We start from the raw sequence: 13,253 nt of genomic DNA on the forward strand, positions 1-13,253 counted from the left end.
TGCTCTAAGAGTGTTTGAGATCCCATTCGGCCACCTGTGGCAGGTCATGGCCCATCCTGTCGCGCTTCGTGCGCAGATAGCTAATGTTTTCGGCCGTGGCGGGTGTCGCCAGGCCGGTGCGGGCAGTGGCGTCAATGCCGAAGCCCTGTAGCCCCTCACCCTTGTGTGGGTTGTTGGTCAAGAGGTTGACGGATTTCACGCCCACATCGCGCAGGATTTGTCCGGCAACGGAGTACTCGCGGGCGTCTTCAGGCAGCCCCTGCTCCACGTTGGCGTCGACGGTGTCCATCCCGTCATCTTGCAAGCGATAGGCCTTGAGCTTGTTCACCAAGCCAATGCCACGCCCTTCCTGTCCGCGAAGGTAGATGACAATGCCACGCCCGGCCGCTTGGACCGCGCGGAGGGATTCCTGCAGCTGCGGGCCGCAGTCACAGCGCTCAGATGCAAAGACATCACCGGTCAGGCACTCAGAGTGCACGCGGACAGGTACGTCTTCCGCACCGGAATAGCTCTCCACGTCACCGACGAAGAGGGCAATGTGCTCGCGCTTGTCGACGCCATTCACATAGCCCACCGCGCGAAACTCGCCGTACTCGGTGGGCAGGCGGGTTTCTACCTCGCGGTGAACCTGTTGCTCATTGTGGCGGCGCCATTCGATGAGCTGCTCGATGGAGATCATCGTGAGCCCATGGGCGTCGGCAAAGCGGCGCAGCTCCGGCGAGCGAGCCATATCCGTGGGGTCTTCTTCGGAAACGATCTCACAGAGCACGCCGGCCGGGCGGAGCCCCGCCAACCGTGCCAGATCGATCGCGGCTTCCGTGTGGCCATCACGCTCGAGCACACCATTCGGGCGGGCAGCCAGCGGGACGACATGGCCCGGGCGCGTAAACTGCGACGGCTCGGAGGAGGGATCAGCCAACTTGCGGATGGTCTCACAGCGCGAGGTAGCGGAGATGCCAGTGGAGCCATTAGCCAGGTCCACGGTGACGGTGTAGGCGGTCTGCCGCACGTCCTGGTTAACCGCCATCATCGGGGGCAAGTTCAGGCGCTTGCAGTCCTCTGGGAGCAAAGGTGCACAAATATATCCGGAGCTATAACGCACCATGAAAGCCACGAGTTCCGGGGTGGCGAGCTCGGCGGCGAAGATGAGATCACCTTCGTTTTCCCGATCTTCATTGTCCACGACGACGACGGCCTTGCCGGCCGCGATGTCGGCGATGGCTTGCTCGACGCTATCTAAACTAAAAGCTGAATCTGCAGCGCTCATAAGGACTAACTCTATCCCTCTGTGCCCGCGGCGTGGGCGTTAGGGTGAACCATTTTCTCAACATACTTTGCAACCACGTCTACCTCGAGGTTTACGCGGGCACCGGGCGCCATCGCACCAAACACGGTATCGCGCAATGTGGTGGGAATGAGAGAGACCTCAAAAAAGCCATCCGCGCCAGGTTTATCTTCATCAGCCGATACCGCGGACACCGTCAGGGACGTTCCTTGGACGGCGATGGATCCCTTCTCCACGACGTATCGGGCGAGCTCCCGCGGCAGGCTAAAACGCAACACTTCCCAGTGCTCCGAGGGGGTGCGGGAAAGCAGCGTGCCGGTGCCGTCGACATGGCCCTGCACGATGTGGCCACCCAAACGAGTCGTTGGGAGCACCGCCCGCTCGAGGTTAACCGCCGAACCCACTTCGAGTTCTCCCAATGAACTACGGTTCAAGGATTCCTTCATAACGTCTGCGATGAAGGTTCCTTCTCCCAGCTCGGCTACTGTCAGGCAGACGCCGTTGACAGCGATGGAATCACCCAACTGCGCATCACTCAGCACGGTGGATGCCGCGATGCCCAAACGGACTGCATCGCCCTGCGGTTCCACGCTATCGACGCGCCCGACTTCTTCTACGAGTCCGGTAAACATAGTCCGTACTCCCCTTTCCTACTTCTCGTTCTTCCGGTATTCCACGAGCAGGTCGGCGCCAAGCTCGGTAACCGCTGCGCGCTCCCACCTCGGAGCCAGCGCCAAGCTCGAGGCCACAGCCCGAGTGAGAACTCCCCTGCCCTGGCCAAGGATGACGTTGCCGATGTATGCCTGAATGAAATCCACGCTGCCCAGTTCCATAAAGCTCGTCGCGAGTCCAGCGCCGCCTTCGACGAGAATGTCGCGCGCGCCGCTGGCGTATAGCTCGGCTAGCGCCTCCTGCGGGGTGGCATAGTGCTCGAAACCTAGCTTTGCCAGATTACTGCTTCCGCCTCGGTCCACGTCCCGGGAGCCGATGACGACGCGCCGCGGCTGCGTTTCACGCAATGAGCCGTCCGGGTAGCGTGCCGTCAACGACGGGTTATCTGCCAGCGCGGTGCCCGTGCCGATGAGGATGGCATCCCTTTGTGCCCGGTCGCGGTGCACATGCTCGCGAGCCTGCTCTCCGGTAATCCATTGGCTGCTGCCATCCACTGCGGCGGTGAACCCGTCGAGGCTTTGGGCAAACTTGAGCGTCACGTGCGGCCTGCCCAAGCGCACCGAACCCAACCACCCGGCGAGTGCATCGCTCACGCCTTCCGGCGCCTCAATCTGCCCCACGGTAATGCCGGCGCCGCGCAATGTGGCCGCGCCGCCGCCGGCCTCCGGGGTGGGGTCTGGGTGGAGGAAGTAAACGGCGGCCACAGAGGCATCGATAAGCGCCTGCGCACAGGGCCCAGTACGGCCGGTGTGGTTACAGGGTTCCAAGGTAACGACCGCCGTGCCGCCGCGCGCCTTGTCGCCCGCATCGCGCAACGCCATGACTTCGGCATGCGGACCGCCCGGGGGCTGGGTTGCGCCGACACCGGCGACGCGGCCGGCGGCATCAAGTATGACTGCTCCTACAGGCGGATTTGGGCTAGTCGTGCCGCGCACCTTATCGCCGGCTTCCATGGCCACACGCAGCGCCCGTGTGAGAACCGCTGAGTCTAGGTGTGGGATCACAGCGTGGCCAAGCTACGCAGCTCGTCGACGGCCGCTGCCTTATCTGCTTGTTTGTAGATGGCGGAACCTGCGACGAAAGCATCGCAGCCCGCCTCGGCGGCGGAGCGAATCGTTTCAGCGGAAATGCCACCGTCAATCTCGATGAGGACGTCCAGACCGCGCTCGTCGATGGCCGCGCGCAAGGCGCGCACCTTGTCCAGCTGATCCGGCATAAAGCTCTGACCGCCAAAGCCCGGCTCAACTGACATAACGAGCACTTCGTCGAAGTGCTCGAGGGCGTCCAGCCAAGGCTCGATCGGCGTGCCCGGCTTAATGGAAAAGCCCGCGCGCACACCTAAATCCCGGATTGTGCGCGCCAGGGCGATGGCCGCGTCCTTGTCGGCGACGGCCTCGACGTGGAAGATGATGCAATCGGCACCGGCCTTGGCGTAGGTTTCTACCCACTTCTCGGGTTCCTCAATCATGAGGTGAACGTCCAGCGTCTGCGGTGTAATCCCGTCCACCGTCGCAGTGATATCCGGGCCAAAAGACAGGTTCGGGACGAAGTGTCCATCCATGATGTCGACGTGGATCCAATCTGCGTTGGCCACGGCGCGGACCTCTTCGCCCAAGCGGGTGAAGTCGGCGGCCAAGATGGACGGGGAAATAATGGGACCAGACGAGAGTGCAGACATGACCTTCAGCCTAGTCCCTCTCGCAGCCTCAGTCCGCTACTCGGCGCAAGACCGCGAAAAACATCGCATCGGCACCATGGCGGTGCGGCCACATCTGCGCGGACAGCTCGGCGCCAAGGTCCCCCATCTCCGGCAGCACGTCGCGCGCATCCAGTTCTTCGATGTGAATCGCTGATCCCTCTGCGTGCCGTTGCACGGCGGCATCCACGATGCCCCTGGTCTCACGCAGATCCGGCGAGCAAGTCGAGTACACCACGACGCCACCTGGGCGCACCAGCTCCAACGCGGATTCCAGGAGCTCGGTTTGCAGCTGGTTAAGCTCCGCAATATCCGATTCGGCTTTGCGCCAGCGAGCTTCCGGGCGCCGGCGGAGCGCGCCTAGGCCGGAGCAGGGGGCGTCGACCAGCACGCGGTCGAAGCCTGGTTTCAGTCCTGGTGCTCGGCCGTCCGCTTGGTGCACGCGCACAGGCAGGTCCCCCACCGTCTTTTCCACCAAGGTGGCGCGATGCGGGGAGACTTCAACGGCATCGACTGTCGCGCCCTCAATTCGGGCGATGGCCCCCATAAGGGCGGCCTTGCCACCAGGTCCGGCGCACAGATCCAGCCAGCGTCCAGTGTCTTCACCACTGAGCTCGGCTTCCGTTACCGCGCGGGCAATGAGCTGCGAACCTTCGTCCTGGACCGCCGCTAGCCGTTGGCGAACCGGCTCTAGCGAACCAGGATCCCCGTGCTCAAGGTAGACCGCATAGGGAGAATAGCGGCCTTCCTCGCAACCGGTGATCAGGGCGAGTTCTTCGGCGGAGATCTCACCGGGGCGCGCTACCAAGTGCACAACGGGGCGTTGGGAGTCCGCCTCGAGTGCGAGCTCCAGCTCACGCGACTGGTCGGCGCTGAGCGCACCAGTGCCATCGGGTTCCAACACACCCAAGGCACGGCCGAAGGAGCGGGCAATCCACTCCGGATGGGCATGGCGGAAGGCCAAAGCAGCCACCTGACCTTGGGGAGCAAGCTGATCCAACCACGCTTGCGCCGGCGTACGGGTGATGGTGCGCATGATGCCGTTGGCAAAACCTTTAGCCTTGTCCTGACCAACTGCCTCCACGAGGCGCACGGTAGTATCGACCGCCGCGTGTGCCTCAACGCGGGTATAGAGCACCTGGTAGGTTCCCATTCGCAGGGCGGTGAGCACGTCGGGGGCGATAGCGTCGAGGCCACGAGAGGAGCACTCGGCGATGACGGCATCGAGCACGCCCTCGGTCCGCAGCGTGCCATAGGTTAACTCGGTGGCGAAGGCAGCATCGCGGCCACTGAGGCTATTGGCACGTACGGCTTTCGGCAGCGTGAGGTTGGCAAAGGCATCGTCTGCATCCACGCGTTGCAATACTTCGAAAGCCACCGCGCGTGGACGATCCACCCCGCAGCGCTGCGCGGCAGAAACCACCGAGGTCGACGGCGCTGGGCGCCGTGTATCGTGACGCTGACCGCCGCGACGCTCCCTGTTGCCCTTGGCAGTGCGTTTCGCACCGCCGCGTTGCTGCTTCCCACGCGGCGCGCGGTCTGCAGGATCGCCTGACTTGCTGCGGGATCTAAAACCTCCGCTCATGAGAACTTCACCTCATCCTCGCCGCCTTCTACTGACTGCGAAGACTGGTGCGCAAGCCCGCGGCCCCAGTCGGCGGCATTCATCATCTTCTTGCCTGGCGGTTGAATCTTTCCCAAACGAACCGGGGAGCTGCCAGTACCGACCATCACTTCCTTCTTGGACACGTGAACTTCACCCGGTTGCAATGCGGAAAGCGCGGAATGTTCAGTAAGGTCCTCAAGTTCTGTGGGTGGCACAGGTTCTACTGGACCGAGCTTTAAGCGTGACTGCCCCAGCAGGGTCCAAGCACCCGGCCCCGGGGTATGCGCGCGAATGTGGCGATCAACGGCCTCGGCGGGCGCAGTCCAGTCGATGCGGGCATCGTCGGTAGAGATCTTGTGCGCATAAGAGGCTTCACCTACCTGCGGCTGCGGCGCGATGCTGCCGTCTTCCAACCCATCCATGGTCCGCACGAGGAGCTCGCCACCGGCATAGGCCAGCCGCGTCAATAGGTCATCCGCGGTATCGGTGTCTTGGATGTCCTCGTCGATCGTGGCGAGGATGTCCCCAGTGTCCAGGCCTTGGTCGATGCGGAAGGTCGTAGCACCAGTGCGAGAATCCCCAGCCGCAATGGCTGCTTGCACCGGTGCCGCGCCACGCCACGCCGGGAGCAGGGAGAAGTGAAGGTTCACCCAACCGTGCGTCGGAAGGCTCAGCAAGTCCTCGGTGATCAGGTTTCCGTAGGCAACCACGGGGATAGCCTCGGGAGCAATGTCTGCTAGTCGTGCACGCAGGGCATCACCGTCCTCGGTGCCAGGCTTAAGTGTGGTCGGCGTGAGCACCTCGATACCGTGTTTTTCCGCCAGTGCCTTCACCGGACTTGGATGAACGGTGCGGCCACGGCCCCGGCGGGCATCAGGCCGAGTAATGACGGCGGCCACCTCATGGGGTGAGTCAATGAGCTTCTCCAAAGCCACAACTGCGGGCTCCGGGGTTCCGGCAAAAACAATACGCACTGCTAGAGCATGCCTTTCTCGTGTGAGAGTTTCTAAATCTAATGTTCAAAAATGAATCTGCTGTACTGCTGATTAAGCAGGGCTACGGCTATGCGTTGAACCACTCCGATTGGCGGATGGTTTTCATAGAGTCCTTCCGAAGCTCATCGCTCAGACGCTGCAAGAACAAGATCCCATCCAAGTGGTCCGTCTCGTGTTGGATACAACGCGCCATCAGCCCAGAGGCAAGCATGGAAATCGGGCGGCCGTGTGGGTCGAATCCGCGCAGAAGTACGGTAGAAAAGCGTTCAGTGGGCTGAGAAATGCCGGGGATGGACAAGCAACCTTCGGTCCCCAACTGCATGTCCTGGCCCACCGCTTCCCATACCGGGTTAATGACGGCACCGCGCAAACCATGCTGATAATGCGAGCAATCGAAGACAAAGATGCGCTTGGTCACACCGATCTGGTTGGCCGCTAAACCTACTCCCCCTGCGGCTTCCATTGTCTCCAGCATGTCCTGAGCCAAGCGTTCCAATGATGGCCCGAACTCGGTGATTTCCTCAGCTCTGGTGGTGAGGACCGGGTCGCCGTAGAGACGAACCTCTCGCACGGTCATAGTGGTACTCCTCGTGGTTGACGGTGTGGCACGTCGTGCGGGGGTTGTCGGCCTTGGCATTCCTTGCCTGCCCAGGGCCCTCCGCGCTCCTGCACCGAGAATAGTTCACCTTCCGCGGGAGGCGCTCGACAGGGGTGGAAAGGAGCGCAGCGTTAACCGATGTTTATCGGATCCACGGCGATACGCAGAGGCAAAACATCCTTGCGAGCGCTGCGCAAGGAATTGGCTGTGCGCAAGGCCTGGCCCAGCAGGGACCTCGGGCCCAGCGGGGTTCGAATTAGCAGACGCTGTGGTTCGCCGCCGCGCTCATGATCGTATTCACCCGGCAAGCTCACGCCAGGCGGCAACGGTACGGGCCCGAGAAGCTCCGCATGCTCCGGCAGTTCCGCTAGCTCCAGGAAGGCATCGAGGGAGGCGTCCGCCCCGTCGATCGCCGCCATATGCACCGCGGGCGGAAAGCGAACCTCGCGGCGCGCCTGCAACTCGGCCGCCGCGGCGCCCACCATGTCCCACCGGCTAAAGAAATCCACAAGCGGCAGCTGTTCATCAGCGGCGACGATAACGACACCACCCTCCTTGGCTGGCGCAACGAGGGTGGCCGCCGCGGCCCATGTGGCCAATGTGTCCTCCGTGGCGCGCAGATCCTGGCGGCCGAGCAACGCCCCGGTTTCCACAAGGAGCGCAGCCCCGTACATCCCGCCTTTCGCTACGCGCGGCTCCGCGCCGGGTGTCGCGATGACGAGCGCGGGCGCGTCTGGGATTTCATCTACGACGGTGGATCCACCGGATTGAATCACGCGTGTATTGGGAAAGGCCCGGCCCATCTCTTCTGCGGTGCGCTCGGAGCCCAACACGATGGCGCGCAACCGCGGTGAGCCGCACTCCGAACAGCGGTAATGCGCGTCAACGCGCCCGCACCACCGACACGTGGGCAGCGCCGCAGAATCGGTCGACTCGTGCTTCGAGCCGCGAGCGCAAGGCAGACCTAAGGGACCGTTGCAATGACGACACCGTGCAGGAGATGCACACTGCCCACAGGCGAGGATTGGGGCATAGCCCTTGCGCGGGACTTGAACAAGGACGGGCTCGCCCCGGTCGAGGGCTGCGCGCGTGGCTTGGAAGGCGGGGCCGCTTACCGACGTCGTGCCTCCCCGCATATGGCGGGCCACGTTGACGCCATACGCACCCACCGCAACGATTTCGGGGCGCCTATCTTCCAGTGTGTTCGCGGCGGGTAGAAGATCGTGGGCCCACCCCGATTCAACGAGTAGTTGGGCCTCCGCGGTGCGGGCGTGGCCGGCGAGGATAAGGCTGCAACCTTCCTGCGCGGAGCGTGTGCTCAGCACTTCCCTGGAGTGAACATAGGGCTTGAGGTTGTCAACCAAGCTATCGTCGCCATCGTTGAGCAAGACGGCCAATTGGAGGCCCTTGACCGGGGCGAAGGCGGCGGAGCGCGTCCCGATGACGATTCGGGCTTGACCCGTCAACGCCGATAGATAGCGGCGATAGCGTGCCTGGGGGCCGGTGCTGTGCGCGAGCACCGTGATTTGTTTGGCAGAGACGTGGCGGCGAAAGGCCTCCTCGAGCTGATCCAGGTCCTTCTGGTCCGGTACGACCATGAGCACGCCGCCGCCTTGGAGCGCCACACTGGTGCCCAGCGCTGCCAGCGCGCTTGCCCAATCCTCCCCCGGCGCTATCTGCCATGCTGCACGCGCAATATGGCCCGACAGCACCGAGTCCACGAAGGACTCGCCATGCTGGTACCCGGACCACGCAGAGAGATCCGGGTGCTCCGCTGTACCTAATTCTTCCCACGGTGTATCGACATCCGCTTCCTCAGCCTTGGCATGCCGCGCCGGGATGGCGGCGCGGATGATATCGGAGCGCACGCCGCCATAACGGGCTGCAAGGGATTCGATGAGCGCCGACATTTCCGGCGAGTACACCGCAAAGGGGGAAATCACGCGATCGATATAGCGAAGCGATCCAGCGAAGCCGGAATCGCTGGCGCGGGAGAGCAGGATGGCGTCGACCAGCCGGCCATTGAAGCGAATGCGCACGCGTACGCCTGGCTGGGCGGCCTGCGAATCCGATTCATCGATGAGGTAGTCGAATTCGCGGTCCAGGTGCGCTACCCCCAACAAAGGCAACACCCGCGCGACCGGTTGCTGGGCGGCGGGTGTCTTCTTGGGCATAGCGCCCGATTCTACAGGCCGGCGGCGCGGCGCAAGTCGACAGCCCGCGAGGTGTCCTCCCACGGAAGGTCAACATCGGTGCGGCCAAAGTGACCGTAGGCCGCGGTTTGACGGTAGATCGGGCGCTGCAGGTTGAGCTCGCGGATAATGGCGGCGGGGCGCAGATCAAAAACCTTGTCCACCGCAGCCTGAATGTCGGCATCGCTCAAACCGGCTTGAGCAGTGCCGAAGGTCTCGACATAGAGACCAACCGGCTTCGCGCGACCAATAGCGTATGCAACCTGCACTTCGGCGCGGTCGGCCAGACCGGCGGACACGATGTTCTTAGCTACCCAACGCATAGCGTAGGCGGCTGAGCGGTCCACCTTGCTCGGGTCCTTGCCGGAGAAGGCACCGCCACCGTGGCGGGCCATGCCGCCGTAGGTATCGACGATGATCTTGCGCCCAGTCAGGCCTGCATCACCCATTGGCCCGCCAAGAATGAAGGAACCAGAGGGGTTGATGAGTAGCTCGGTGTCGTCGGTGTAGTACTTGCTCAGGTCCGCATCGTTGACGACCCACTCGACTACATGGGTACGAAGCTGTTCCGCGAGCCAGTCCTGGGTCACCTCCGGATCATGCTGGGTGGAGATGACAATCGTCTCTAAGCGAGTCGGCACATCGTTCTCGTCATATGCAAAGGTGACCTGGGTCTTGCCATCTGGGCGCAGGGAAGGAACGATGCCTTCCTTGCGGACCTGGGTGAGGCGACGCGAAAGGTGGTGTGCCGTAGAGATCGGCAGCGGCATGAATTCTGGAGTCTCATTCGTTGCGTAGCCGAACATGAGGCCCTGGTCGCCAGCGCCATATTGATCGTCGTCCTCAAACTGGCCCGAGCGAACCTCGGTTGAGGCGTCCACTCCGGCGCCAATCTCTTGGGATTGCTCACCAATCGCTACGTTGACTCCGCAGGTGTGGCCGTCAAATCCCACGTCGGAGGAAGTAAACCCGATCTCCACGAGGGTCTTGCGTACAATCTGCGGGATCTCCACATACCCGGAGGTGCGCACCTCACCCACGACGTGAACTTGGCCCGTGGTGACAAGAGTCTCCACGGCGACGTGTGCGTTTGGGTCTTCCTTAAGAAGGGCGTCAAGAATGGCGTCCGAGATAGCGTCACAAATCTTATCCGGGTGACCTTCTGTCACGGATTCGCTGGTAAAAAGACGTACCGCCTGAACAGCTGTTTCAGTCACAAATCTTCCTTAAACTAGTTCTGCGCGCCGTGGGCAAGGCAGCGCCTATCCCACGTCCCGGCTAATAACACCGCCCCATCGTAGACCAAGCGGTCTACAGCTGCAAGAACGAGCGCTACCTTTCCAGAATTTCATTCACCACGTTAAGTATCTGGGCGGCTACAACCTGCTTCGATCCCGGTTCAACCTCCACCGGATCAGCACCCTTCCGAAGGATCCACCCTGCACTCGTTGGCTGTCCGAAGACCTTGCCCTCCCCAACCTCGTTGGCCATGAGTACATCGCACCCCTTCTTCACGAATTTTTGCTGGGCGTACTCGAGCACGCTCGTGTGTGCATCCCCGGTCTCCGCTGCAAAACCGACGATGATGGCATCGCGCTTCAAGTCCCCATTCTCGCGGCGTTCCACCAACCCCTTGAGGATATCTGGGTTCTCCACCAACTCGAGATGAGCTAAGTCCTCGTCAGCGGCCCCCTTCTTCATCTTGGAGTCCGCGACGGAAGCCGGCCGATAGTCTGAAACAGCTGCAGCCATGATGACGATATCCGCATCCGCTGCTTCAGCGTTCATTGCCTTGTGCATATCGCGAGTGGAAGTCACCCGCACAACGGAGGCGCCTGATGGAATCGGAAGCGCGTCAGTATTGCCGGCAACGATAGTTACATCTGCACCGCGCTGCGCGGCTACTTCTCCCAAGGCAAAGCCCTGGCGACCAGAGGAACGATTGCCCAGATACCGCACCGGATCTAGGTTCTCCTGCGTTCCCCCGGCAGAAATCACGACCTTTAGCCCGTGCCAATCATGATCTACGCGGTGGCCAGCCATAATCGTGCGGGCAAACTCCGCTATCTGCCCCGGTTCCGGCAAGCGGCCTGCGCCGGAATCAACGCCGGTGAGCCGCCCATGGGCCGGTCCCATCACGATAACGCCGCGACGACGCAATGTCGCCACGTTGTCTTGCGTCGCGGGATTGAGCCACATCTCCGTGTGCATAGCTGGGGCAATGATGACAGGACACGTAGCAACCAGCACAGAGGCGCTCAGCAGATCATCGGCGCGGCCACAAGCCAGCCGAGCGATCAAGTCAGCGGTAGCTGGGGCGATGACGACGGCATCGGCCTGCTGCCCCAGCGCGACATGCTGCACCTCATCAACAGCATCGAAAACGGTAGTCGAGACCGGATGCCCTGACAGGGCCTCGAAGGTGGCTGCACCGACGAAATTTAACGCGGCTTCTGTAGGAATCACGCGGACATCATCGCCGTGCTCCGTGAAGTCCCGAATCAGATGACACGCTTTATAGGCGGCGATTCCGCCAGCCACACCGACAAGGATGCGACGCGGCTGCGTGGTTCCGCCTGCACCCGGTGAAGCCGCCTCTGCGGGAGCCGAGGCAGTGCTGCTCTCTGGACTATCTGGGGTTTGCTGTACATCCTTCACTCGGACGATAGTACCCAAGACACAACAAACCCACCCAAGCGCCTCAAGCGACACTAGGGTGGGTCTATTTCGGAATACGCGCTAGGCTGCTGCCTTCACGGGGCGAAGGCTAGTTGCCTTCCTCGTGGTCCAGCAGGCCGGCGTCGATCTCGCGCAGTGCGATGGACAGCGGCTTCTCGCCCGGCTCCGGGGTCACCAGCGGTCCGACGAACTCGAAGACGCCTTCGTCCTGTTCCTTGTAGTAGCTGTTGATCTGACGTGCGCGCTTAGCGGCGAAGATCACCAGGGCGTACTTAGACGAGACCTTGCCCAGCAGCTCATCGATAGGCGGGTCAGTGATACCCGTCGGCGGATCGAATACTGGCTCCGGCTTTGCGGCCTCAGAATTGGCAGGTGTGGTCACGTTGGTCACATGCACCTTTACTGTTGGTAGATGGTCAAAATCGTGGTCTATCCACGCAGGATAGCACTAATTGCAGCAACGGCCTCATCGAGATTGTCATTGACAACGATGTGGTCGAACTCTTTTTGCGCGGCAAGTTCCGTTTCTGCGGTGTGCAAACGGCGGTCAATCACATCCTGTGGCTCGGTACCGCGCCCAGTCAGGCGCTCCACCAAAACCTCCCAGGACGGTGGGGCCAGAAACACGGTTTCCGCCTCCGGCATCGCCGCCTTCACGTTGCGGGCGCCTGCAAGATCAACCTCCACCAACACTGGGCGACCAGCCAACATCGCTTCCCTAACGGGTTGAGCCGGCGTACCAGAACGCTGCAAACCACCGTGGATCTCTGCCCATTCGAGCATGTCTCCGGCGTCTATGTGTTCCTGGAAAGCCTCCGGGGAGACAAAGAAGTAGTCCACCCCATCAGACTCGCCGGGGCGGGGTTGGCGCGTCGTCATCGAGACGCTGAAGTAAAGGTTGTCTACATCATCGCGCAGGCGCGAAACCACAGTGGACTTACCCACAGCGGACGGCCCGGCCAGAACGACCAGGCGCCCGCGTGCAGTTTCGTCAGCCATTGCGCTAATTACTCGCCGTAGCCGAAACGCTCGAGCAGGGCGCGGCGCTGACGGTCACCCAGGCCACGCAGGCGGCGGGTCTGAGCAATCTCCAGGTCCTCCATGATTTCCTTAGCCTTGACCTTGCCAACCTTCGGCAGAGCCTCGAGAAGCGCGGAGACCTTGGTCTTACCGATGATCTCATCGGTCTCGGCCTTCTCCAGAACTTCCTGCAGGTTGGTCTCGCCGCGCTTCAGCGCAGCCTTGAGCTCAGCGCGAGCCTTGCGAGCCTCAGCGGCCTTTGCGAGAGCTTCTTTGCGCTGCTCATCTGTCAACTTGGGAAGGGCCACGGGTTTCCTCCGATTTCATTAGTACGAACATTGTCATCTGATGGCTAACACCAGAATCTCGGCTCACGGTGGGAAGATTTCCCCAGCGCGGGGTAGCTTTTGCTACCGCCGCGAACCGACTTCTGGCAATCCTAGCACTGGTCTGTACGCGATGACGTAACCCGGCCCCTTTCTACTAAAGGTTCCTGCACGTCAACGCACA

The 13,253-nt window shown here is 62.0% G+C and carries 13 protein-coding genes; all 13 read right to left on the reverse strand.

The features are described 5' to 3' along the window. Positions 1-4: 4 nt before the first annotated feature. Complete coding sequence (locus HMPREF2822_RS10165; protein WP_070524307.1) at positions 5-1,267, reverse strand: bifunctional 3,4-dihydroxy-2-butanone-4-phosphate synthase/GTP cyclohydrolase II; 1,263 nt, start codon at positions 1,265-1,267, stop codon at positions 5-7. A gap of 11 nt (positions 1,268-1,278) precedes the next feature. Then, positions 1,279-1,917 (reverse strand): riboflavin synthase, encoded by a 639-nt coding sequence (locus HMPREF2822_RS10170; RefSeq protein WP_070524309.1) that lies wholly within the window; start codon positions 1,915-1,917, stop codon positions 1,279-1,281. Between the two features lie 18 nt (positions 1,918-1,935). Beyond that, positions 1,936-2,961 (reverse strand): bifunctional diaminohydroxyphosphoribosylaminopyrimidine deaminase/5-amino-6-(5-phosphoribosylamino)uracil reductase RibD, encoded by a 1,026-nt coding sequence (ribD, locus tag HMPREF2822_RS10175; RefSeq protein WP_083306843.1) that lies wholly within the window; start codon positions 2,959-2,961, stop codon positions 1,936-1,938. Continuing rightward, entirely contained in the window at positions 2,958-3,635 is a 678-nt protein-coding gene (gene rpe / locus HMPREF2822_RS10180) for a ribulose-phosphate 3-epimerase (protein WP_070524310.1), read from the reverse strand. The genes ribD and rpe overlap by 4 nt, the downstream gene beginning before the upstream one ends. Positions 3,636-3,663: 28 nt before the next feature. Next, entirely contained in the window at positions 3,664-5,238 is a 1,575-nt protein-coding gene (locus HMPREF2822_RS10185) for an RsmB/NOP family class I SAM-dependent RNA methyltransferase (RefSeq protein ID WP_070524312.1), read from the reverse strand. Continuing rightward, entirely contained in the window at positions 5,235-6,233 is a 999-nt protein-coding gene (gene fmt, locus HMPREF2822_RS10190) for a methionyl-tRNA formyltransferase (RefSeq protein ID WP_070524314.1), read from the reverse strand. Before fmt ends, HMPREF2822_RS10185 begins: the two co-directional genes overlap by 4 nt. Positions 6,234-6,321: 88 nt before the next feature. After that, on the reverse strand, positions 6,322-6,831 hold the full coding sequence (gene def, locus HMPREF2822_RS10195; RefSeq protein WP_070524315.1) for a peptide deformylase: 510 nt from the start codon (positions 6,829-6,831) through the stop codon (positions 6,322-6,324). A 152-nt stretch (positions 6,832-6,983) separates the two neighbouring features. Continuing rightward, a complete protein-coding gene (locus HMPREF2822_RS10200; protein ID WP_070524317.1) occupies positions 6,984-9,026 on the reverse strand; it encodes a primosomal protein N' in 2,043 nt (680 codons plus the stop codon). Between the two features lie 11 nt (positions 9,027-9,037). After that, positions 9,038-10,261, reverse strand: coding sequence for a methionine adenosyltransferase (gene metK, locus HMPREF2822_RS10205; protein ID WP_070524320.1), 1,224 nt, complete (start codon positions 10,259-10,261; stop codon positions 9,038-9,040). Positions 10,262-10,376: 115 nt separating this feature from the next. Continuing rightward, positions 10,377-11,597, reverse strand: a complete 1,221-nt coding sequence (gene coaBC, locus HMPREF2822_RS10210; protein ID WP_070524529.1) for a bifunctional phosphopantothenoylcysteine decarboxylase/phosphopantothenate--cysteine ligase CoaBC — start codon at positions 11,595-11,597, stop codon at positions 10,377-10,379. A 214-nt stretch (positions 11,598-11,811) separates the two neighbouring features. Further along, the gene (gene rpoZ / locus HMPREF2822_RS10215) at positions 11,812-12,114 is read right to left on the reverse strand and encodes a DNA-directed RNA polymerase subunit omega (protein ID WP_070524322.1); all 303 of its coding nucleotides are present in this window, start codon (positions 12,112-12,114) and stop codon (positions 11,812-11,814) included. A 38-nt stretch (positions 12,115-12,152) separates the two neighbouring features. Beyond that, positions 12,153-12,722: a guanylate kinase gene (gene gmk, locus HMPREF2822_RS10220; RefSeq protein WP_070524324.1), complete on the reverse strand. Its 570-nt coding sequence runs from the start codon at positions 12,720-12,722 to the stop codon at positions 12,153-12,155. Positions 12,723-12,730: 8 nt separating this feature from the next. Continuing rightward, a complete protein-coding gene (gene mihF, locus HMPREF2822_RS10225) occupies positions 12,731-13,051 on the reverse strand; it encodes an integration host factor, actinobacterial type (protein ID WP_010186801.1) in 321 nt (106 codons plus the stop codon). Positions 13,052-13,253: the final 202 nt, after the last annotated feature.

Origin of the sequence: Corynebacterium sp. HMSC062E11 (genome assembly GCF_001811845.1) — a bacterium.
Taxonomy (GTDB): domain Bacteria; phylum Actinomycetota; class Actinomycetes; order Mycobacteriales; family Mycobacteriaceae; genus Corynebacterium; species Corynebacterium hesseae.